The organism is Rhodococcus sp. JG-3 (assembly GCF_000482405.1).
Lineage (GTDB): Bacteria > Actinomycetota > Actinomycetes > Mycobacteriales > Mycobacteriaceae > Rhodococcoides > Rhodococcoides fascians.
The window spans coordinates 1,894,925-1,915,129 of sequence record NZ_KI519398.1; the positions used below are offsets into that span (position 1 = coordinate 1,894,925).

At 66.1% G+C, this 20,205-nt stretch carries 20 protein-coding genes and 1 riboswitch; of the genes, 7 read left to right on the forward strand and 13 right to left on the reverse strand.

Translation table 11 applies throughout. The features are described from left to right. Positions 1-9 precede the first annotated feature (9 nt). Positions 10-1,029, reverse strand: a complete 1,020-nt coding sequence (locus K414_RS0110395) for an AraC family transcriptional regulator (protein WP_027495889.1) — start codon at positions 1,027-1,029, stop codon at positions 10-12. Continuing rightward, positions 1,026-2,198, reverse strand: coding sequence for a pyridoxal phosphate-dependent aminotransferase (locus tag K414_RS0110400; protein ID WP_027495890.1), 1,173 nt, complete (start codon positions 2,196-2,198; stop codon positions 1,026-1,028). The genes K414_RS0110395 and K414_RS0110400 overlap by 4 nt, the downstream gene beginning before the upstream one ends. A 62-nt stretch (positions 2,199-2,260) precedes the next feature. On the opposite strand from K414_RS0110400, the gene K414_RS0110405 reads away from it, so the two are divergent. Then, complete coding sequence (locus K414_RS0110405; protein ID WP_027495891.1) at positions 2,261-3,247, forward strand: LLM class F420-dependent oxidoreductase; 987 nt, start codon at positions 2,261-2,263, stop codon at positions 3,245-3,247. On the opposite strand, the gene K414_RS26620 is transcribed toward K414_RS0110405, so the two are convergent. The 3 genes from K414_RS26620 to K414_RS0110420 form a co-directional block, all read right to left on the reverse strand. Beyond that, the gene (locus K414_RS26620) at positions 3,228-3,953 is read right to left on the reverse strand and encodes a DUF3239 domain-containing protein (RefSeq protein ID WP_169879424.1); all 726 of its coding nucleotides are present in this window, start codon (positions 3,951-3,953) and stop codon (positions 3,228-3,230) included. The genes K414_RS0110405 and K414_RS26620 overlap by 20 nt on opposite strands. A 40-nt stretch (positions 3,954-3,993) precedes the next feature. Then, complete coding sequence (locus K414_RS0110415) at positions 3,994-5,649, reverse strand: DNA repair helicase XPB (protein ID WP_027495892.1); 1,656 nt, start codon at positions 5,647-5,649, stop codon at positions 3,994-3,996. A gap of 89 nt (positions 5,650-5,738) precedes the next feature. Then, entirely contained in the window at positions 5,739-8,030 is a 2,292-nt protein-coding gene (locus K414_RS0110420) for a helicase-associated domain-containing protein (protein ID WP_027495893.1), read from the reverse strand. Positions 8,031-8,091: 61 nt separating this feature from the next. Between K414_RS0110420 and K414_RS0110425 the strand changes: the two genes are divergently transcribed. After that, entirely contained in the window at positions 8,092-8,280 is a 189-nt protein-coding gene (locus K414_RS0110425) for a hypothetical protein (RefSeq protein ID WP_008719333.1), read from the forward strand. Between the two features lie 77 nt (positions 8,281-8,357). On the opposite strand, the gene K414_RS0110430 is transcribed toward K414_RS0110425, so the two are convergent. The 3 genes from K414_RS0110430 to K414_RS0110440 all read right to left on the reverse strand — a co-directional run bounded on the left by K414_RS0110430 (position 8,358) and on the right by K414_RS0110440 (position 10,053). Next, positions 8,358-8,969 (reverse strand): transglycosylase family protein, encoded by a 612-nt coding sequence (locus tag K414_RS0110430; protein ID WP_027495894.1) that lies wholly within the window; start codon positions 8,967-8,969, stop codon positions 8,358-8,360. An 8-nt stretch (positions 8,970-8,977) separates the two neighbouring features. Continuing rightward, a riboswitch (cyclic di-AMP (ydaO/yuaA leader) is annotated at positions 8,978-9,186 on the reverse strand. 270 nt (positions 9,187-9,456) lie between these two features. Then, positions 9,457-9,831 carry a YccF domain-containing protein gene (locus K414_RS0110435; protein ID WP_027495895.1) on the reverse strand — a complete coding sequence of 125 codons (375 nt, stop codon included), beginning with the start codon at positions 9,829-9,831 and terminating at the stop codon, positions 9,457-9,459. A gap of 3 nt (positions 9,832-9,834) precedes the next feature. Next, positions 9,835-10,053 (reverse strand): hypothetical protein, encoded by a 219-nt coding sequence (locus tag K414_RS0110440; RefSeq protein ID WP_027495896.1) that lies wholly within the window; start codon positions 10,051-10,053, stop codon positions 9,835-9,837. A gap of 190 nt (positions 10,054-10,243) precedes the next feature. Between K414_RS0110440 and K414_RS0110445 the strand changes: the two genes are divergently transcribed. Next, on the forward strand, positions 10,244-10,660 hold the full coding sequence (locus K414_RS0110445; protein WP_167327283.1) for a cold-shock protein: 417 nt from the start codon (positions 10,244-10,246) through the stop codon (positions 10,658-10,660). A 3-nt stretch (positions 10,661-10,663) separates the two neighbouring features. Here the strand turns inward: K414_RS0110445 and K414_RS0110450 are convergent, their stop codons facing one another. The 3 genes from K414_RS0110450 to K414_RS0110460 are packed head-to-tail and all read right to left on the reverse strand — an operon-like array spanning position 10,664 to position 13,774. Next, on the reverse strand, positions 10,664-11,176 hold the full coding sequence (locus K414_RS0110450) for a DUF2771 domain-containing protein (protein ID WP_027495898.1): 513 nt from the start codon (positions 11,174-11,176) through the stop codon (positions 10,664-10,666). After that, positions 11,173-12,912, reverse strand: a complete 1,740-nt coding sequence (locus tag K414_RS0110455) for an MFS transporter (protein ID WP_202595060.1) — start codon at positions 12,910-12,912, stop codon at positions 11,173-11,175. The genes K414_RS0110450 and K414_RS0110455 overlap by 4 nt, the downstream gene beginning before the upstream one ends. A 4-nt stretch (positions 12,913-12,916) precedes the next feature. Beyond that, positions 12,917-13,774 carry a glutaminyl-peptide cyclotransferase gene (locus K414_RS0110460; RefSeq protein ID WP_152530400.1) on the reverse strand — a complete coding sequence of 286 codons (858 nt, stop codon included), beginning with the start codon at positions 13,772-13,774 and terminating at the stop codon, positions 12,917-12,919. A gap of 32 nt (positions 13,775-13,806) precedes the next feature. Here K414_RS0110460 and K414_RS26625 point away from each other — a divergent pair, with 32 nt between their 5' ends. From K414_RS26625 to K414_RS0110475, 3 genes are read left to right on the forward strand one after another with little or no spacing between them, the layout of a single operon-like run. Further along, complete coding sequence (locus K414_RS26625; protein WP_081701576.1) at positions 13,807-14,928, forward strand: DUF3027 domain-containing protein; 1,122 nt, start codon at positions 13,807-13,809, stop codon at positions 14,926-14,928. Then, on the forward strand, positions 14,925-17,651 hold the full coding sequence (locus K414_RS0110470) for a hypothetical protein (RefSeq protein WP_027495901.1): 2,727 nt from the start codon (positions 14,925-14,927) through the stop codon (positions 17,649-17,651). The genes K414_RS26625 and K414_RS0110470 overlap by 4 nt, the downstream gene beginning before the upstream one ends. Beyond that, positions 17,641-18,192 carry a phosphatase PAP2 family protein gene (locus K414_RS0110475; protein ID WP_027495902.1) on the forward strand — a complete coding sequence of 184 codons (552 nt, stop codon included), beginning with the start codon at positions 17,641-17,643 and terminating at the stop codon, positions 18,190-18,192. Before K414_RS0110470 ends, K414_RS0110475 begins: the two co-directional genes overlap by 11 nt. Here the strand turns inward: K414_RS0110475 and K414_RS29370 are convergent. Together K414_RS29370 and K414_RS0110485 are read right to left on the reverse strand one after the other, a co-directional pair. Then, complete coding sequence (locus K414_RS29370) at positions 18,161-18,304, reverse strand: hypothetical protein (RefSeq protein ID WP_167327272.1); 144 nt, start codon at positions 18,302-18,304, stop codon at positions 18,161-18,163. The genes K414_RS0110475 and K414_RS29370 overlap by 32 nt on opposite strands. 141 nt (positions 18,305-18,445) lie before the next feature. Then, on the reverse strand, positions 18,446-18,685 hold the full coding sequence (locus K414_RS0110485) for a DUF2530 domain-containing protein (RefSeq protein WP_027495903.1): 240 nt from the start codon (positions 18,683-18,685) through the stop codon (positions 18,446-18,448). A 59-nt stretch (positions 18,686-18,744) separates the two neighbouring features. Between K414_RS0110485 and K414_RS0110490 the strand changes: the two genes are divergently transcribed. Then, positions 18,745-20,196, forward strand: a complete 1,452-nt coding sequence (locus K414_RS0110490) for an NCS2 family permease (RefSeq protein WP_027495904.1) — start codon at positions 18,745-18,747, stop codon at positions 20,194-20,196. Positions 20,197-20,205 lie beyond the last annotated feature (9 nt).

Sequence of the window (20,205 nt, forward strand, 5' to 3'; positions counted from 1 at the left end):
GCGCCGGCTCTATCGATACGCGCCGGGAGTTTGCCCGGTCCAGCGCTTGAAGGCCCGGCGGAATGCGCTCGGTTCGGAGAAGCCCAGGCGGGCCGAGATGTCGTCCACGCTGTCGCCGCGGCTCAACCCCGAGATGGCCGCGTCGCGCAGAACCTCCTCGCGGAGCTGATTGATGGAGGTGCCTTCCTGGCGAAGGACGCGGCGCAGATGCGGCGGGCTGATGTTGAGCATGGCCGCAATCTCTTCGGTAGCCGGCGTACCGCCTCTGAATCCGGTCTCCAGGGCCCTTCGGACCTGACTCGACGCAGTGCTGTCGTAGTCCCTCGACGAGAACAGCAGGTTGGGTGACTCCGCGAGGTACTCGGCCAGTGTGGCCTCGGTCTGCACTATCGGGGCGCGCATGAGCGCGGTGTCGAATTCCAGTGCGGCGCGGTCGGATCCGAACTGCACATGAGTTCCGAATATGGTGTCGTACATCTTCCCGGCCTCGGGCCCGGGCAGTGCATAGGGCAACTGAACCGACAGGAGTTTGACCCGGTTACCGATCAGCCACGCCGCGAACCGATGTAGCAGAATCAACAGGAAGTCGGTCAGCAATCGTTCGGCGAGCTCGTTCGCTTCGGGGCTGAGATCGGTCGTGGCTTCGACGTGCACCGTCAGAACCGTCGACTGCTCGGTTCGATCCAGCGTCATCGGTTTCACCGGAATGAGCACGCGCATGGTCTCGGACATTCGAATCAGCGCTGCCCACAGATTTTCCGTGTGTATCAACGTCTGACACACCACCCGAAAACTGCCGCGCCGCACGGGAACTGCGGCGAGTCCGAAGAGTTCGTCGCCGGTCATCGCCCAGACGGCCTGGGTGAACGCGGTGACCTGTCGGGTGGTGAGCCGCTCCGCCGGGTCGTCGAGAATGGTGGTTCCGATCCCGGCCATCGACAACGGGTACGTCAGGTCCACTCCGCCGTTGGCCGCGAGGTCGACGGCTTGCCTGACGAAGTACGCCGGAATCGTCGGTTGCGCAGTCACAATCGCCGTAACCTCTCGGCGGCATCGGCGAGTACGTGGTCCTGCTTGCAGAAAGCGAATCGCACCAACGAATTCCACGGCGCGGGCTCGTCGACGAACGCAGTCACCGGTACCGCGGCGACGCCCACGAGATCGGGCAGGCTGCGGCAGAACTCGTACGCATCACCGCGGCCGATCGGCGCGATATCGGCGCACACGAAATACGTTCCGGCACTGTGCTTGACGTCCGCACCCGCCTCGGTCAACGCCGCGGACAGCGTGTCTCGCTTGTGCTGCAGACCGTCGCGCATGGCGGCGATCCACGCCTGCTCGTGACCGAGTGCGTACGCGACGGCGGGCTGGAACGGGGTACCGCCGACGAAGCTCATGAACTGCTTGGCGGCGCGCACCGCATCGATCAGCTCTTTCGGTCCGAGCGCCCACCCGGTCTTCCAGCCGGTGGCGTTGAACGTCTTCGCGGCACTGGACACGGTGACGGTTCGCTCGAACATGCCCGGCAGCGTCGCGATCGGGGTGTGCACACCGTCGTCGAAGATCAGATGCTCGTACACCTCGTCGGTGAGCACGAGCAGGTCGTGGGCGATCGCGATCTCGGAGATACGGATCATCGTCTCGCGATCGAACACGGTGCCGGTGGGATTGTGCGGCGAGTTGACGATCAGCATGCGCGTTCGTGGGCTCACGGCCCGTTCGAGGGCGTCGGTGTCGACGGTCCATCCGTTGCCGTCGGTGACCAGGGGTACGGCCGTGCGAGTGGCTCCGGCCAACGCCACAGCGGCCGCATAGGAGTCGTAGAACGGCTCGATCAACAGCACGTCGTCGCCCGCCTCGATCAAGCCGAGCAGCGTCGCCGAGATGGCCTCGGTGGCACCCACGGTGACGAGAATCTGCGAATCGGGGTCGTACCGAAGTCCGAACCGGGCGAGCCGGTCGTCGGAGATGGCGGCGCGCAGGACCGGCATGCCCGGGCCGGGGGAGTACTGGTTGAGGCCGTTCGCGATGGCGTCTCGCGCGGCCTCGAGCATGGCCGACGGTCCGTCCGTGTCCGGGAATCCCTGCCCCAGATTGACGGCGTTCTTCGCCACCGCGAGTGCGGTCATCTCGGCGAAAATGGTCGATGCGAACGGGCGCAACCGGGTCACTGTGCGCGACGGCAACATCTCGGACATTCCTGCAGCGTAGTTCACACAGTCGGCGCGAGCGTCGGACCTGCGTCTGTACTGTGCCTGTCATGCGATTCGGAATGTTCGTGCCTCAGGGTTGGCGGCTGGATCTGGTCGGGATCGATCCGGCCCAGCAGTGGAGTGTGCTGCGCGAGCATGCCGTTGCCGCCGAAGCCGGACCGTGGGAATCGCTGTGGGTCTACGACCACTTCCACACCGTTCCTGTCGCGACGGACGAGGCGACGCACGAGGCCTGGTCGCTGATGTCCGCATTGGCCGCGTCCACCTCGCGTATCCGACTGGGTCAGATGTGCACGGCGATGTCCTACCGCAACCCCGCCTATCTGGCGAAAGTTGCTGCGACAGTGGACATCATCTCCGGCGGTCGGGTCGAGATGGGTATCGGCGGCGGTTGGCACGAGCACGAGTTCCGCGCCTACGGCTACGGATTTCCCTCTGCCGGTGAACGATTGGGCCGCCTCGACGAGGGCGTACAGATCTTCAAACAAGCGTGGACCACCGGCGAGGTGTATCTCGACGGCAAGCACTACGAGATCGACGGTGCCGTGGTGCGCCCACTGCCCCTGCAGGAGGGCGGCATCCCACTGTGGATCGCCGGTGGCGGCGAAAAAGTGACACTGAAGATCGCAGCGAAATACGCGAACTACACCAACTTCGATGGAACCCCTACCGGTTTCGCCGCCAAATCGGCTCTGCTGCGCGATCATTGCGCAACCGTCGGCACGGACTTCGACGCCATCGTCCGCTCGGCCAACTACAACGTGGCCATCGGCTCCACGGAGGCCGAGGTGCAGGAGCGGCTACGCGCTCTCGAAGCTCGACTGACCGAACACGTCGGAGCCGAGAAGGCACACGAGGCATTGGGCGCATACCGCGGAATGCCCGCCGTCGGAACACCCGAGCAGATCGTCGAGAACCTCACCGAACTGCAGCAGCAGGGCATGACGTACGGAATCTTCTACTTCCCGGAAGCCGCCTACGACCGCTCCGGCATCGAACTCTTCGAGCGCGAGGTCATCCCGGCTCTTCGGTAGGTCGTTCCGCAGGCTCCACTCCCGGCTCTTCGGTAGGCCGCGTCAGGTCCTCGGGTAGATCGGCGGGGTCCACGAGCAGCTGCTGGTTCTTGGCCTTGCGTACCTTCTCCGACAGTCCGATGTTGGCGTGCAGCAGTGCCCATTCGCCCTCGGTGATCTCGGCGGCGGCGCGCGCCAGGACGGCCGCGTCGGTGGTGCCCCAGGCGATCGGCATCGCCGACACCAGCTGCCAGGTGCGTCCACCGGTGTTACGGCCGCGATCGGCGAGCACCGACACCGCAGGCACCTCGGCACCGCGTTCGACGGCGTGGCCGGGCAGCGCACGGACGACGCGCGTGATCAGGACGTAGTGCGGCTCGTCGACTCCTGGTTTCGCGACATCGACCAGCGACAGCAACGTCGCGCCGCTCGGCATCGTCTCGGCCACCACCGCCGGAACCAGATCGCCCCGGGTGTAGAGCGATTCGATGGACCCCATCTTCTTCGGTGCCCACACCATGACCCACAGGGACGTCGCCGCCCCGATGCAGAACACGCCGCCGAGGATGTACGACCACGGCGTCGCGATCCAGAAGAACCAGATCCCCAGTGCCAGCAGGACCGCTGCCGTGAGCGCCGCGGACATCCGCAGCCGGCGAAGTTCGGTGAACGTCTCGTTGACCGACTTCGCGTGGGCTACGTCTACAGGGAACTCGAATCGGCGCACACTGCTATTCCTAGCATGCCGCCGATCCCGACACGAAGCGTCAGATTGCCGGGCCGAGCAGGTCGTCGGCGTCGGTGATGCGGTACGCGTATCCCTGTTCGGCGAGGAACCGCTGCCGATGCGCGGCGTATTCGGCGTCGAGGGTATCGCGCGAGACCACCGAGTAGAAGTGCGCCTGACCACCGTCGTGTTTCGGCCGAAGCAATCGGCCCAGTCGCTGGGCTTCTTCCTGTCGGGAGCCGAACGTTCCCGAAACCTGGACTGCCACCGACGCTTCGGGAAGGTCGATCGAGAAGTTCGCCACCTTGCTCACCACCAGAGTCTGGATCTCACCCTTGCGGAAGGCGTCGAACAGCACCTCGCGTTCCTTGTTCTTGGTCGAGCCCTGGATCACCGGCGCGTTCAGGGCTTCACCGAGTTCGTTCAGCTGATCGAGGTACGCGCCGATCACCAACGTCGGAGCGTCCTGGTGTTTGGCAAGGATCGATTTCACGACGGCGATCTTGGTGTGCGCCGTCGAGCAGAGCTTGTAGCGCTCCTCGGGTTCGGCGACCGCGTACGACATGCGCTCGGCGTCGGTGAGGGTGACGCGCACCTCGATGCACTCGGCCGGTGCGATCCACCCCTGCGCCTCGATGTCCTTCCAGGGCGCGTCGTAGCGCTTCGGGCCGATCAGCGAGAAGACGTCGCCCTCGCGTCCGTCCTCGCGGACGAGCGTGGCCGTCAAGCCGAGTCGACGCCGTGACTGCAGGTCGGCTGTCATGCGGAACACCGGTGCGGGAAGCAGGTGTACCTCGTCGTAGATCACCAATCCCCAGTCGCGGGAATCGAACAGCTCCAGGTGCTTGTACTCACCCTTGGTTCGACGGGTGATGACCTGGTACGTGGCGATTGTCACAGGGCGGATCTCTTTGCGCTCGCCCGAATACTCGCCGATTTCCTCCTCGGTGAGCGACGTGCGAGCGATGAGCTCGCGCTTCCACTGCCTGCCGGCGACGGTGTTGGTGACCAGGATCAGCGTGGTGGCCTTGGCTCTGGCCATCGCCGCCGCACCGACCATGGTCTTACCCGCACCACACGGCAGCACGACGACGCCGGAGCCGCCGGCCCAGAACGAATCCGCGGCCATCTCCTGGTAGTCGCGCAGCGTCCACTTGCCACCCTCGGTATCGAGCTCGATCGGGTGCGCTTCGCCGTCGACGTAGCCGGCGAGGTCCTCGGCGGGCCAGCCGATCTTGAGCAACATCTGCTTCACGTGGCCGCGTTCGCTCGGATGCACGATGACCGTGTCCTCGTCCACCATCGCGCCGAGCATGGGCGCAATCTTCTTGTGCCGCATCACTTCGGTGAGCACGGCGCGGTCCAGGCTGATCAGCACCAGACCGTGGACCGGGCTCTTGACCAACTGCAACCGGCCGTATCGGGCCATCGTGTCGACGATGTCGACCAGCAACGGCTGCGGTACCGCATAGCGCGAGAAGTTGACCAACGCGTCGACCACCTGCTCGGCATCGTGACCGGCAGCGCGCGCGTTCCACAGCGCCAGCGGGGTGATGCGGTAGGTGTGCACGTGCTCGGGCGCACGTTCGAGCTCGGCGAACGGTGCGATCGCCGCCCGCGCTGCGCCCGCGAGTTCGTGATCGACCTCGAGCAACAGCGTTTTGTCGGACTGGACGATCAGCGGGCCGTCGGTCACGGTTCCTCCTAGAGACTTCTGCTGCGCCCGAAAGAGCGCAACTTCTCCATTGTCCACAGGTAGGGGCCCGCGTGCACGTGAGCAGTGACTCAGTCCACCAAGGCGACGGAGGTGATGCGGTGCAGAGTGAACCGCCTCACGCCCCCGGTGGCGGGGTCGAATGCGTCGAGTTGACCGCCGCCGATGCTGATCGGATCGACGATGCGGTGGGTCGCGACGCCCTGTGCGTCGACGTACCCGATGCTGACGCTGCGCTTGACCTTCGCTGCTGTCTGCAGCAGCGTCATCGTCGCGGTGCTGCTCGCGCGAGATCCGTCGGCGCGCACCACCGCACCGCCGTTGCCCGCAGCGCGGTCGGCGGCTCGCATTCCGCGTACCAACGACCCGAGCTGCTCGTCGGTGGGAACGGCCGGGGTACGGAAGGTCTGGCGCGGACGCCGCGCCGACACCCGGGAGCCGCGGGCTCGAAGATCGACGATGGTGCCGGACGAGTCTTCACCCGCGGGCGCGAATCCGGCCCCGGCGAGTACCGACAGCACCTCGGCCAGCGGTGCCTGGGAGATCGCGACGGTCGGGGCGAGGGCGCGCAGGGCCAGCGACTCGGCGGCCGCAGAGGCCATCACCTCGGCGAGCAACGCCGGATCCTCGCACCGGACGAACGACGCGGCCACGCCGGCGCGTAGCCGGCCGTGACGCCTGGCCACGTCGTCGATCAGATACGTCAGGGCCTGCGGAACCGGAGTGCGGGAATGGGTCGCGAACAACGAATGCAACTCCGAGGCCGTCAGGCCCACGTCGAGGGCCCGGCGCAGGCTCGTGTCGCTGATGCGATACATCGTCGCGGCACCCGCCGACTCGACGTCGGCGACGAGCGCGATCCGATCCTGCAGATCCGGTTCGAGCGGTCCCGGTGCCACCAGCGTCAGGTCGGCCTGCACCAACACGTAGTCGATCGGCTCGGGGAGTGCCGCGCGCATGTCGGCCTCGGCATTACCGTCGTGCAGCAGCGAGCGTCCCGGCGTCGACATCGCGCCGCGCGCGACCACTCCCAGCGCGGTCGCCTCGGCGATCACGTGCCCGACGGGTGTCACGCCGAACCGTCCGGACCACCGGGGTCGACGCCACGTCAGTGTGCGGGTGAGGTCGGTGGGTGTCGCGGCGTGTCCACTGCCGAGCTCGGCGAGCAGCTCCAGGATCATGCGACGGTCGCGGGGCGCGGCAGGCGAGCGGACTTCGTCGGACAACGCAGCGATGGGCTTGTCGTTGGGGTCACGCATGCCGATCACCCACGGGGCTCGCGGCGTCTCGAGCCAGGCGGAGGCGAGAGTGTGCCAGCGGGCGGCCGGGGCGGCAGCGAGCCACGCGTCGACGGCGGGCGTCGGTGCCCAGTAGTCGTCGCCGGTGTCGGCGGAGGGGACAGGGTCCGGGGTTCCGCTGGAGATCAGATGGGCGGCGGCGAGCAGTTCGACGAGGATGCTCACGCGGTCGTCGTCGAGTCCGGTGGCCTTGGTGATCTTGCGCAGCTCGCGCACTCCGAGCCCGCCGGCCTTGAGGGCGGGAGCCGGTGACGCGGACAGCGCCTCGATGATGGCCACACAGTGCCGCCCGAGCTCCAGTGCCTCGCCCGCCGCGGCAGCGTCGACGTCGGCGAGCGCATGTGCAGTGGTCGTCAGCTTCGGTTCGGCGAGTGAGCGGGGATCCGTCATGGGCTCGCCGCGCAATATCTGTCCGACCTGGGCGGGGAGTTCGACGGTTTGCTCGTCCAACCAGATCAGCAGGCCTGCGGCGAGCAGTTTCTGCACGGGCCGATCGGGTGGGGTGCCCGGTGCGGCGTCTCGGGTACGGCCGGTGGGCGAAGACCTGGCCAGGGTGTCGAGAAGATTGCGTTCGCCGTCTTCGAGTGCGGCCAGCGCTGTGGTGATGTGGGTTTCGGTGAGGGTGTCCACCGGGTCGAGTGCGCGGCCGATGCGCCACGGCACGGCGTCCGCAGCGGTTGCGCTGATCCGGAACCCGGCGGCGTCGCCCCAGACGAGAAAGCGTTCGCGCAGTTGGGACAGCGCTTTGTCCACGGCTTTGGCCGGGGCGCGCTTGGCAATGACGGACAGCAGCGTGGCCCTGGTGACCGGACGCTCGTAGGCCTCTTCGATGGCCAGGATCTCGAGCACGGTCAGGGCCAGGGTGTCGAGGGTGTCCGCAGTGTGCAGGATCGACCGGCGTTGCTCGGCCCGGCCGGCCAGCACGGCCAGCGAGGCAGGCGGCGGCGCAGTCAGATCCGGACGCAACGACATGGCCTTGATCAGCTCCGCGTCGGTGCGAGCTGCGATCCACTGAGGCAGATCGGGAGGCATGTCGGTGTGTCGGGGCGCAGTCGTGTCGGTCATCGTCTATCAGATTAGAGACCTGGGCTGGTGCTCGCCGCAGGGCAGGTGTCAAAATGGGCCCATGGTGAACAAGTCGAAGAAGCCCTATGTCGATCCAGGCTGGCCGGAAACCGCTCGCGGTGACCACGCGGTGACCGAACTCTCGTCCGCTCGATCGGGTGGCTTGTCGCCCTTCGGTGAGGACACCGAGTTCCCGCTGCCCGTCGAAGACCTGCCCTACGCCCATCCGGTGACCGTCGTCAATCGCTGACAACGGCACCCGAAAACGAGAAAGCCCCCGACATCTTCGCGATGTCGGGGGCTTTTCTCGTATAGCGGCGGTTCTTGCTACTGGGGCAGGAACGCCTTGTTCGCCTGGTAGAAGCTGACGACCTGCGGATCGAGCTGGATGCCCTGAGCGGCGTTCTGGACGAACGACGCGATCTGGGGATCGTTGGTGATGTTCTGGACGGCGGTGACGATGCCGTTGACGACCTCGGCCGACGCATCGATCGACGGGATCGACGTCAGATCGGGGAGGGCGGGAACTTCCGGGGCCTTGGGGGTGGCCGGAACGCTGCGCTCGGTGGGTGCGCTGCTCAGACCGAGGCTCGAGGAGCAGGAGGGCCATGCGCCCCAGCCCTGCGAGTCGAGGACCTTCTCGGCGACTGCGATCTGCTCTTCACGGCTGGCCTGGTTGGCCGTTGCCGCGTACTGCTGTCCACCGTGTGCGTTCCAGGTGCTGGGGGAGAACTGCAATCCGCCCTGGAAGCCGTTGCCGGTGTTGATGCCCCAGTTGCCGCCTGCTTCACACTGTGCAAGGCGATCCCAGTCGGAATCCGGTGCCGCGTTGGCGGTACCGGTGAAGGCGATGCCCGCGGTGCCCATGATGGCACCGGTGACGGCGACCTTTGCGACGGTCTTGCCAGTGGTGCTCGGCTTGCGATGACGTCCGCTCATACGAGTTGAAATCCTCTCCACACGCGCCTGCGAGGTCAGCTGTCGGGTTCGGGCTGAGAGGTAGCCCGGCCTTCTTGCTCTTCCATATCGGATGAGCAATTGGGCTTCACCCCAAGGGAACTCGGTGCGGCTTCGTGAGTCGCTACAAGTTCCCGGTTGTCCGTGGAGGACGTGGGTCCCCCGTCCTCGTCCCCTGGGTGATCGTCGAGGGTTGTTCCGGTTCCCGCGGGACGAGGTTTGGCGCTGCGGGCCGGAATTCGGCCGAACTTTCCGGCCGCTGCTGACCGTACTGAAATTCCCGGGTTACGTCACTATTTGGTAACTGTCGATTTTTTCGTGTGTCAGCGACCGTCCCGACGGTCTGATTCCGGTCGCTCGAATAGGCCCAGCTAGTGGCTGTTCTCGGTGATCGACCCCGTGCTGTTGCCGGTCTGTTACCGAAGCGTGATGTGACGGAAGTCACATCACACGAAGGGGCCTCGAAAGGTCACCGAACCGCAACGATGTCTTTTCCCAGCGGCATCAGCGAGACCGGAATCAACTTGAGGTTCGCGATCGCGAGCGGAATACCGATGATCGTGATGGCCATCGCGATCGCCGTGACGACGTGTGTCAGCGCCAGCCACCACCCGGCGAGGACGAGCCACAGCACGTTGCCCACGAGGGCACCCGAACCCGCGCCGGGCTTGTCGACGATCGTCGACCCGAACGGCCACAGGGCGTAGACGCCGATGCGGAACGACGCGATCCCGAACGGAATGGTCACGATCAGGATGCACAGCAGGAGTCCCGCGAAGAAGTAGCCGAGTGCGAGCCACAGTCCACCGAACACGAGCCAGATGACGTTCAGGAGCAGTCGCATGATCTATCGCGCCCGTCGGCCGGAGAGCAGCGCGTACACCAGAGCGAGCACGAATCCGGCGGGTGCCGAGAACATCGCCGTCAGGTACAGGCCCAGTGGCGGCTTGGCGTCGGAGAAGACCGGGAAGAACAGGATCGCGACGATGGCAACGAGGCCGATCGCGAACAGCACCAGCGCGATGCGCAGCAGTGCAGTACTTCGCTTGCGAGTTGATGAGTCCACACCACCACGGTAGTGCGCGGCGTTGCGTCGTGCGAAAAACCGGAATGCCCTATTCGGGGCCTGCGCGCTAGACTGGCGTATTCGCGTCCTGCGTTTTCGTGGGGCGCGAAACTTGTGCACACCGCAGGGTCCCGACATCGGGCGTGCGGATACGAAACCAACGACAGCAACAGATGAACGGGTGAGCTCAGTGCCGACCGGCAAGGTGAAGTGGTACGACGTCGACAAGGGATTCGGATTCCTCTCGCAGGAGGAAGGCGAGGACGTGTACGTGCGTTCGTCAGCGCTGCCCGAAGGCGTCGACGGCCTCAAAGCCGGCCAGCGCGTCGAATTCGGCATGGCCGCGGGCCGTCGTGGCCCGCAGGCACTGAGCCTGAAGGTTCTCGAGCCTGCCCCGTCGATTCGCCAGAACAGCGGCAGCACCCGCCGCGAGCCCGTCGAGCGCAAGCACACACCCGACGAACTGCACGGCATGGTCGAGGACATGATCACGCTGCTCGAAGCGACGGTGCAGCCGGAACTCCGCAAGGGCAAGTACCCGGACCGCAAGATCGCTCAGCGCATCTCCGAGGTGGTCCGCGCCGTCGCTCGCGAGCTCGACAGCTGATCGTTACGGACGCGCGCCGATGGACCAGATCGCGTGGCTGACGAAGCTCTCGGTATTGGTGTCGGTGTCGATGATTCCCGTGGGTAGCCGAACCTCGATGCCGAGCAACGTTCGGCCGCCGTCGTCCGTCGTCGGGACGGTGACGCTCAGCCGGGTTCCGGGCTGGTTGAACTGGCTGCTCTCGACGACCGCCCCGGTGTCGTCGCCGTAGACCAGTGCCAGTTCCCACGGCGCGGAGTAGACGGCCTCGGGCATCGACAACTGCACCGTCGGGGCAGATCCCACCTGTATCTCGGCGGTCTCGCCGACGTTGGTGCACAGCGGGTCGCTCACGGCGCAGTACAGGTACGGCTCGACTTGTACGGCTCGACCGTTGGAGTACGCCGTGACGACCGGTTCCTTGTCGGGAGCATTGCCGATCAGGACGGCGAGTACACCGACGAACGCGACGGCGATGACGAACAGGCCGGCGGCGATCAGCGACGCGATCTTCTTGGTGCGGGGAGCCAGGTTCACTTGGTCACGTTTTCGCCGTAGGAGCTGTCGGATACTTCTTGTTCGACATGGTCGGGCCGGTTGCCACCGAACCCGGGTAGCAATGATCGACCGCGGTACGTCAGGAAGGTCTGCACGAGGCCGATCGTAAGCAACACCGACACGACCGTGAAACCGAGCCAGTACTCGGTGGGAAGCAACACCCCGAGCGTTCCGCCGAGAACCCAGCACAGCTGCATGACGGTTTCCGAGCGGCCGAACCCGGATGCAATGGACTCCGGAGGCAGGTCGGACTGCAGAGACGCGTCGAGCGAGACCTTGGCCAGTGCGCTCGCGCTCGACGCGACCAGGGCGGCCACGGCGGCAGTGAGCAAACTGTCCGTGACGGCTGCGACGACGGCGACGACCGTCACCGCGACCGTGCACCGTAGGACCACCACCGATGGTCGGCCGAGCTTGATCCTGGCACCGAGTGCGTTGCCGGCGAAGTTGCCGAGACCGGCGGCGGCTCCGACCAGTCCGAGCATCGCGGCCTGCTGCAGCGGCTCGTGTTCGGTGCGGGATTTTGCGACGAACGCGATGTACAGCGTGAGGAAGCCGGTGAGAATTCTGATCGTGCCGTTGCCCCAGAGTCCGACGATCACCGCACGGCCCAGTGGCTGCCTGCGGTTCTTGGCGGCGGTGGCAGGCGGCGGGGTGCGCCTCAGATTCTCGGTCGGGGCACCGCTGCCGGGGTAATCGCTGCCGTGATGCTGGTCGGCGTGGTAGCCGAGGGTGGCCGGAACTTCGCCCTCGGTCACTTCCACCCAGGACGGGATGCGCATGCTCAGGTATGCGCCGAGCACGGTGATCGCGGCGACGAACCACAGTGCGCCGGGCGAATCGGCGACGAAGGCGATACCGCCGGCGACAGCGCCTGCGGCGATGGTGCCCCCGAGCAGTCCGAAGACGGTGAGCCTCGAGTTGACGCGGACGAGGTCGATCTCCGCTGGCAGTACCCGCGGCGTCACCGCACTCTTGAGTACCGCAAACGATTTGCTCAGGACGAGCATGCCCAGCGCCGCTGGATAGAGCACCCAACTGTCGAAGTTGAACACCAACACCACCGCCAGCACGGTACGCAGGCCGAACGAGGTGGCCAGCGCGATGCGTCGGCCGTGCTGCAACCGGTCGAGCAACGGGCCGATCAGCGGCGCGATCAGCGCGAACGGAGCGATGGTGATCACCAGGTACAGCGCAACCTTCGTCTTGTCCTCACCGGTCGCCGCGGAGAAGAACAGCGTGTTGGCCAGTGCAATCGCCAGGGCAGCGTCCGATGCGAAGTTCGCCATCGTCGCGTAGGTCAGCGCGGTCAGCCCGGACTTGTCGGCCCCATCGGCTTTCGCGGCCCGCTGGAACGACGCGATTCCTTTGCCGGTCAGCTCGCGCCCACGCATCGCCGCGACGCGGGTGACGGTGAGCTTCTTGGGCATCGGTGGTGGCTTACGCCCGCCGGTTCGGCCACGCGCCACAGTGATCTGCTGCGTGCGCGCCGGGTGCAGCGGCGGCAACGGTTGGCGGCGGCTCGGAACGTGGCCGCCGGCGCTGGGGTCGGCCGGTGGATAGTTGACGAAACCGGGATGCTCCGAGCTCTGTTCGTCAGCAGTGGAGTGACCGGTTTCGTTGCCAGGAGCGGAGCCTGCGGAGTGACCTATTTCGGTGCCAGCGCCCGAGTTTTCCGCACCTGGCGTGGGGTGGGGGAGTCGCGGATCGGTCACGTGATCAATTCTGTCCTACGGCCGCGGGATCGGTGAATCGCACCTCGAAGATCTTTGGCCAGAATTTGCCGGTCACGAGGAATCTGTCGGTCCCGGGGATCTGGGCGATGCCGTTGAAGACGTCGGCTCCGTTTCGCTCGGTGGCCGACATCGAATCCCACATCGGCTTGCCGTCGACGACGGCGGTGACGCGGCCGGTGGTGGGGTCGATGCGCATGATGTCGAAGGTCTGCCAGACGTTGGCGTAGATCGAGCCGTCCTCGGCACATTCGAGTTCGTTGAGCCGTTCCACCGGATTGCCGTCGAGTGTGACGTCGACGGTGTTCACGGCGTCGAAGGATGTGGGGTCACGGAAGGTCAGGGTGGACGTGCCGTCGCTCATGACCAGTCGGTCGTCCGGGGTTCCTTCACCCTGCGTGCACAGCCCCCATCCCTCGCCGTCGTAGTCCACTCGGCGCTGTTCGGCCAGGGTGTCTCGGTCGCGGGCGATGGCGACTCCGTCTTGCCAGGTGATCTGCCACAGGGTGTCGCCGTCGACGGTGATGCCCTCGCCGAACAGGTCGGACGGCAGATCGACCCGCCCCAGCTCGGTCATGTTCTCGAGCGACGTGCGGCGGACGAAGGAGGAGCCCTCCAGCCCGGTGCCCTCGTAGAACACATCACCGTCGATCTCGAACCCCTGAGTGAAGGCGTCGTCGGCGCGATCGTAGGAACGCAGAACCTCGGCGCCCAGCGTGGGTACCGAGTCCGACGTGATGGGGGCCGAGTCGCCTGGACCCGACGTCGACGAGCAGGCGGTGACGGTCAACAGGGACGTCACGAGTGCAGCGAAGGTGCGAGCGCGGACGGTCATTGCATCCATGATGGCAGCCCGAACTGGGCGTCACCGAGTTGATGCGGCAAACTGAATGTGTGAGTGTCGTATCTTCTCCAGAGCTCGGATCCATCCGCCCCGTCTTGGCCGATGCCGTGGATCTCGCGCGGCAGGCTCTGCTCGAGCTGGGAGAGGGCGGTGTCGGCGAGTACCTCGGCGTGACCGTGGAGGACGACAGTGCTGCCACCCACCGCTTCGCCAGCGATCTGGACGGCTATCGCGGATGGCAGTGGGCCGTTGTCGTCGCTGCTCCCGACGACGCCGATCACGCCACCGTCAGCGAACTCGTGCTGCTACCCGGTCCCGATGCTCTCGTGGCACCGTCCTGGGTGCCATGGGACGAGCGCATCCGACCCGGTGATCTCGGGCCGGGCGATCTGCTCTCTCCACGTCGAGACGACCCGCGACTGGTGCCGGGATACGTCGCGTCCGGTGACCCCGCCATCGACGAGGTGGCCGGCGAGATCGGGCTCGGCCGCACTCAGGTCACCAGCCTCGAAGGACGGCTCGATGCCGCCGAACGATGGCACGACGGCGACTTCGGCCCGGACAGCGAGATGGCCAAGGCCGCGCCGTCCACGTGCGGACTCTGCGGTTTCTACCTACCCCTCGCGGGATCGCTCTCCGCAGCGTTCGGAGTGTGCGGCAACGAGTTCGCCGCAGACGGTCATGTGGTGCACGTCGAATACGGTTGCGGCGCGCACTCCGATACCGAGCTGCCCACCGGAGCGGGCTCGCCGCAGTTCGAGCCGTACGACGACGCAGCACTCGACGTCACTCCGTCGCCGACCGGTGCCGCACAGTCGAACGAGCCTACCGCGAACGACGCTGTTGCAGAAGATGATTTGGAGGCGACCGTCTCGTCGGCCGAGACGGTAGCGGTGGCGGAGTCCGAGGAGCCCCAGCCCGACGCGGCAGCACCGGAATCGGCAGCACCCGAGTCGGCAGACTCCGCACCGGCAGAGCCAGAGGTGGTCGAGACCGGGCACGATGCCGCTGACGCAGCCCCTTCTACTGACGCGGCCCCCGACGCTTCTCCGGCTGACGACGCTTCCTCCGCTGTCGGTTCCGATGTCGACCTCGTCGCCGATTCCAGTGTCGACGATGTTGTGCAGCAGGAGGATTCGGCATCGCCGAGCTGATCGATCCTTTCGGTACCGGGTCGCTTCGCGAGTCGATTCTCGCGTCCTGGGGTTCCTCGCCCACGCGGCTGCGGGAAGATTCGGCATCCGAGGCAGATCTGGTGCGCGGGGGATACCGCGATCGTTTGTTGACCGAGTTGGCACAGAACGCGGCTGATGCTGCGCAGCGAGCCGGCGTCCCGGGTCGGCTCTCGGTGTGGACCGACGAGGCGGGTGCACTGCATGTCGCCAACACCGGTGCCGCACTGGACGTGTCGGGTGTGCACGCTCTCACCGCGCTGCGGGCGTCGGCGAAAGCTGCGGCCGATCCGGGTGTCGGACAGTTCGGGGTCGGCTTCACCGCGGTGCGATCGGCGTCCGACGAGATCGAGGTCCGCTCGCGCGGTGGCGGGGTGATCTTCAGTGCCGAGCGCACTCTGAGCGCGTTGCGCGAGCGGGACATGACAGTGCCGGAGTCGGGTGTGCCGGTGCTTCGGTTGGCGTGGCCTACTTCCACACCTCCCGCTGCCGGGTTCGATACCGAGATCGTGTTGACGCCGCGACCCGATGTGCAAGCGGAATCCTTTGCCGGGGGGTTCCTCGACGAGGCCGTCGAATTGTTGCTCGAGCTCGACGCGTTGGATTCCATCGAGATCGATGGTGTTGTCGTCGACTGTGTGAGAACGGAACTCGACGATGCACGCGTCGAGATCGCCATCGGTTCGCGAACGTGGCTGCAGTACACCACCTCGGCTGCGCGGTGGATCGTTCCGATGGTCGACGGTCTACCCGTTCCCGCAGCGCCGGATGTGTTGCGGGCCCCGACGCGGTCGGACGAGCTGTTGTCGTTGCCCGCGTTGGTCGTTGCCGATGTACCCATGCAGCCGGATCGTCGACGGGTGTTGCCCGGCGTCTCTGTCGCCGAGGTGGCCCACGGTTATCCCGATTTCGTGGCGTCGTTGCCTGCGTCCGCGCGAGTGTCGTTCGTACCCGAGGTCGGGTTCGCGCGCAGTGCGATCGACGGTGCGCTACGTGAGCTGATCTTCCGCCGATTGTCCACCGCACCATGGCTTCCCGCTGCCGACGGACCCGATCTCGTACCAGAACGTGCGCATGTTCTTGCCGATGCCACCGAGGAACTCGCCGCGGTGTTGCTCGATGTGGTCCCGAATCTGGTGGACGCCACTCTGTCGGGCGCGCGGCACGCGTCGGCGTTGTCGGCGGTGGGAGTGCACCGCATCGGGTTGGCGCGGTTGGCCGAGATGCTCGGCGGGCAGGCCCGTGAGCCGGCCTGGTGGCGGCGGCTGTACGACGCGTTGACTCCGCTCGTCGTCGACGGGTTGGCAGCGGAAGAACTTGCTGCGCTGCCGGTTCCGCTTGCGGACGGTCGTACGGTCACCGGTCCACGGACTACCGTCGTCGGGTCGGACGCGTCGGCCGAGGTCACGTGGGTACGCCTGGTGCATCCGGATGCGGTGAGTCCGTTGTTGATTCGGCTGGGTGCGCGGGAGGCCACCGCGGCCGAGCTGTTGTCGGATCCCGCCCTCGAAGCGGCCCTCGACGATCTCGATTGGGACGGCGACGAGGTGGATGGCCTGGTGTCGGCAGTGCTGGCGCTGGCGGGGGAGGCGGGAGAGCTTCCGGGGTGGCTCGGGAGTCTGCCACTCGAAGACGACGAGGGCGAATTGCGCAGTGCGGACGAACTGTTGCTGCCCGGTGCACCGTTGGCGAGGCTGTTGGTTCGGGATTCGCCGTTCGGTGTTCTGTCGGCGGCCTCGGTGGCCAGGTTCGGTGAGCGGGCCCTGCGCGCGGTGGGCGTCGGCTGGGGGTTCTCGGTGGTGCGCGACGAGTGTCCGACGGGGCCGGATCACGACCTGGACGACGAGCCCGCCTGGTGGTCGAGTCTGGCCACGGAGCCGGAAACCCTTGTTGCGGTTCGTGATCTCGACCTGGTCCGGTCGGATGCCTGGGCCGAAGCTCTGACGATTCTGCTCGACGAACCGAGTACCCGTGCAGCCATGACCGACCGGGACGGCTACACGGCATGGTGGCTGCGACGTCATGCGCTGATCGACAACCGCTCGCCGACCACGTTCCGGGCGCCGTCGGACGAGACGTTCGCCGGTCTGCTCGATCCGTTCGATCATCCGCGCGCCGACGAACTGCACGCGGTGCTCGCCGCGTCGACGTGTGAGAGCGTCGAGAGCGCGCGGGTGTTGTTGCGTGCACTCGAGGACCCGCAGCGACATCCGACGGCGGCGGTGATCGCGCGCACGCACACGCTGATCGCCAGTGCCGTCCTGGATCGACGCATCGACGTGGCGGATCTCGATCCACCGGATCGCGTGCGCACTCTCGGCGGCACCGTGGCCGATGCGTCGGACGGGTTGGTCGTCGATGCGCCATGGCTGGCACCGGTCGTGCCACCGGAGGTGGCGGTGCTCTCGGACATGACCACGGCAGCCGCGTTGGCCGATGTCCTCGACATCAGGCGGGCGTCGGAGGCCATCACCGGCGAGGTTCGCGGAGTCGGACGCGTCAGCTCGTGGGATCGAGAGCCCGGGGCCGTGCTGGCCTGTGCGGTGCTGGGTCTACCGCTGCCGACAGGTTCGGTGGTGGTGCACCGCGAACTCGTGGTGCGGTTGTCGGGGGCTGTCAGCGGTGACCGTGCTGTGCCGTGGTGGGTGACCGCGGACGGAACAGTGCATTGTGTGGAAAGTTGGGAGCGACCTCGTGGGGCCTGACCATGCCGTGTTGGAGTGGATGGTCGAGCATCGAGTCGGCTGGGTCACGACGATGTTCTGGATCATCACCACGGTGGGGAACACCTTCATGATGTTCGTGTTGTCCGCGGGGGTGTGGGGCGCGTTGCTGACGTCCAAGAGGACTGTCGACGCGTGGATGGTCGCGGGTTCGATGCTCACCGGGTGGGGGCTGATGAATGCGCTGAAGTTCGCGTTCGCGCGGGAACGTCCACCGATTCCTGAACGCCTGGTGGAGATTTCGAGCCATTCGTTTCCGTCCGGCCACGCGACGATGTCGATGTTGCTTGCCACGGTGGCGATCGCGGTGATGCTGCGATCGTCCACTCCGTGGCTGCATCGGCCGGTGCTACTGACGTTGCCCGTGGTCGCGGCCCTGCTGATCGGATTCTCTCGGATCTATCTGGGTGCGCACTGGACGACGGACGTGCTGGCCGGCTGGGTGTTCGGTGCCCTGTGGGGGCTGGGTTGGATCTACGCCGAAAAAGCGATCAGCGCGAGAAATCCGAGCGCTGCGCGATAACGAGGAGCTCGTCACGCATGGCCGGGCTGGAGACAGCGTTGGCGCGTGCGTAGAGGGCGCGGAGCGAGCGGACGTGGTTGCGGCGGTTGCGGTACTGAGCGACGAACTTCATGGCCTGTGCTTTCGTGGATCAAAGGTTATCGAAACTGACATAACCTATGCTCCACGTTAACTCTGTGTTACTCAACCGGCTGAGGGGTTAGTTTGCCCACGTCAGAACGGTTTTCGTGATCGGGCTAACGTGATCCTGATCTCAATCGAGGCCGCGTTGGGCGGTTCTGCTGCCGCGTCGTGACGCGGCTCTCTGCGCCAGGAACAGAGCGAACCCGACAGCGCCGACCGCGATGCCGGACCAACACGTCGCCACCGCGTCGTCGCTGCGGTCGCCGGTGGCGGTGAACACGACCAGCGCAACGATCCAACCGAGGATGCCGATCGTCAACACCGGCACCGGATCGGTGAGGCGGGGCGGGATCTGCGGGACGTCGGCCACGAATTCACGCTACGCCACCATATTTCGCCAACCCTCGCGGTGTGCTTTATCTTTCACTCATGCCTATGTCGTCGCGATTACTCGACAACTACTTCAAGATCACCGAGCGCGGCTCGACTGTGGGTTCCGAGGTTCGCGGCGGTGTCGTCACTTTCGTGGCGATGGCCTACATCGTCGTGCTCAACCCGCTGATCCTCGGTAGTTTCTCCGCCGACGACGCAGCTGCCAAGACCGACGTGCTCGGAAACATCCTGCCCGTCGCCCAGGTTGCCGCCGTGACGGCACTGGTCGCCGGCTTCATGAGCATCGCGTTCGGCATCATCGCGAACTACCCCTTCGGTATCGCGGCCGGCCTCGGCATCAACACTCTCCTGGCCGTCACCATCGCTCCTCAGGTCAGTTGGCCCGAGGCCATGGGCCTGGTCGTCATCGACGGCATCATCATCGTTCTGTTGGCCGTCACCGGCTTCCGGACGGCGGTGTTCAACGCGATTCCGCCCGAACTGAAGGCTGCGATCGCCGCAGGCATCGGTGCCTTCATCGCGTTCATCGGCTTGGTCGATTCCGGCTTCGTACGCCGGATCCCCGACGCCGCAGGCACGACGGTTCCCGTCGGCCTCGGCATCGACGGGTCCATCGCGTCGTGGCCGACGGTAATCTTCGTGTTCGGGTTGTTGCTGATGGGTGTGCTCGTGGTGCGCAAGGTCCGCGGCGGTCTGCTGATCGGCATCGTGGTCACGACGGTGTTGGCGGCCATCATCGAGGCGGTCACCGACGTGGGGCCGTCGAACGGCGTCGACCCCAAGGGCTGGAACCTGTCCGTGCCGCAGCTGCCCAGCGTTCTCGTACAGTCGCCGGACCTGTCGCTGGTGGGCAACGTCGACCTGTTCGGTGCGTTCACCCGCATCGGTGTGCTGGCCGCGAGTCTGTTGGTGTTCACGCTCGTCCTCGCGAACTTCTTCGACGCGATGGGAACGATGACGGGTCTGGGTAAAGAAGCGAATCTCGACAAGGACGGCACGCTGCCCAACATCGGCAAGGCGTTGGTCGTCGAAGGTGCCGGAGCCATTGCGGGCGGCGGCGCGTCCGCATCGTCGAACACGGTGTTCGTCGAGTCGGCCTCGGGAATCGCGGAAGGCGCACGCACCGGACTGGCCAACGTCGTCACCGGCCTGCTGTTCCTGCTGGCGATGTTCTTCACCCCGCTCACGGCTGTCGTGCCCATCGAGGCGGCTGCTCCGGCGCTGGTGGTGGTGGGTGCCCTGATGATCGGTCAGGTTCTCCACATCGACTTCAAGCGCTTCGATTACGCGCTGCCGGCCTTCCTCACCATCCTGGTGATGCCGTTCACTTACTCCATCGCGAACGGTATCGGCGTCGGTTTCATCACGTGGGTCGTGCTCGCCGTTGGTTCGGGCCGAGCGAAGACGGTACATCCCCTGTTATGGGTCGTCGCGTTGCTGTTCGTGGCGTTTTTCGCAGTCGGTCCCATCACGGATGCGGTTACCTGATGCTGGGTC

Coding starts and splice junctions, on each gene's coding strand:
- K414_RS0110400 (WP_027495890.1), bottom strand. CDS start 2,198: ATGTCCGAGATGTTGCCGTCGCGCACAGTGACCCGGTTGCGCCCGTTC.
- K414_RS0110405 (WP_027495891.1), top strand. CDS start 2,261: ATGCGATTCGGAATGTTCGTGCCTCAGGGTTGGCGGCTGGATCTGGTC.
- K414_RS0110420 (WP_027495893.1), bottom strand. CDS start 8,030: ATGACCGACACGACTGCGCCCCGACACACCGACATGCCTCCCGATCTG.
- K414_RS0110425 (WP_008719333.1), top strand. CDS start 8,092: ATGGTGAACAAGTCGAAGAAGCCCTATGTCGATCCAGGCTGGCCGGAA.
- K414_RS0110430 (WP_027495894.1), bottom strand. CDS start 8,969: ATGAGCGGACGTCATCGCAAGCCGAGCACCACTGGCAAGACCGTCGCA.
- K414_RS0110435 (WP_027495895.1), bottom strand. CDS start 9,831: ATGCGACTGCTCCTGAACGTCATCTGGCTCGTGTTCGGTGGACTGTGG.
- K414_RS0110460 (WP_152530400.1), bottom strand. CDS start 13,774: ATGGATGCAATGACCGTCCGCGCTCGCACCTTCGCTGCACTCGTGACG.
- K414_RS26625 (WP_081701576.1), top strand. CDS start 13,807: ATGCGGCAAACTGAATGTGTGAGTGTCGTATCTTCTCCAGAGCTCGGA.
- K414_RS29370 (WP_167327272.1), bottom strand. CDS start 18,304: ATGAAGTTCGTCGCTCAGTACCGCAACCGCCGCAACCACGTCCGCTCG.
- K414_RS0110490 (WP_027495904.1), top strand. CDS start 18,745: ATGCCTATGTCGTCGCGATTACTCGACAACTACTTCAAGATCACCGAG.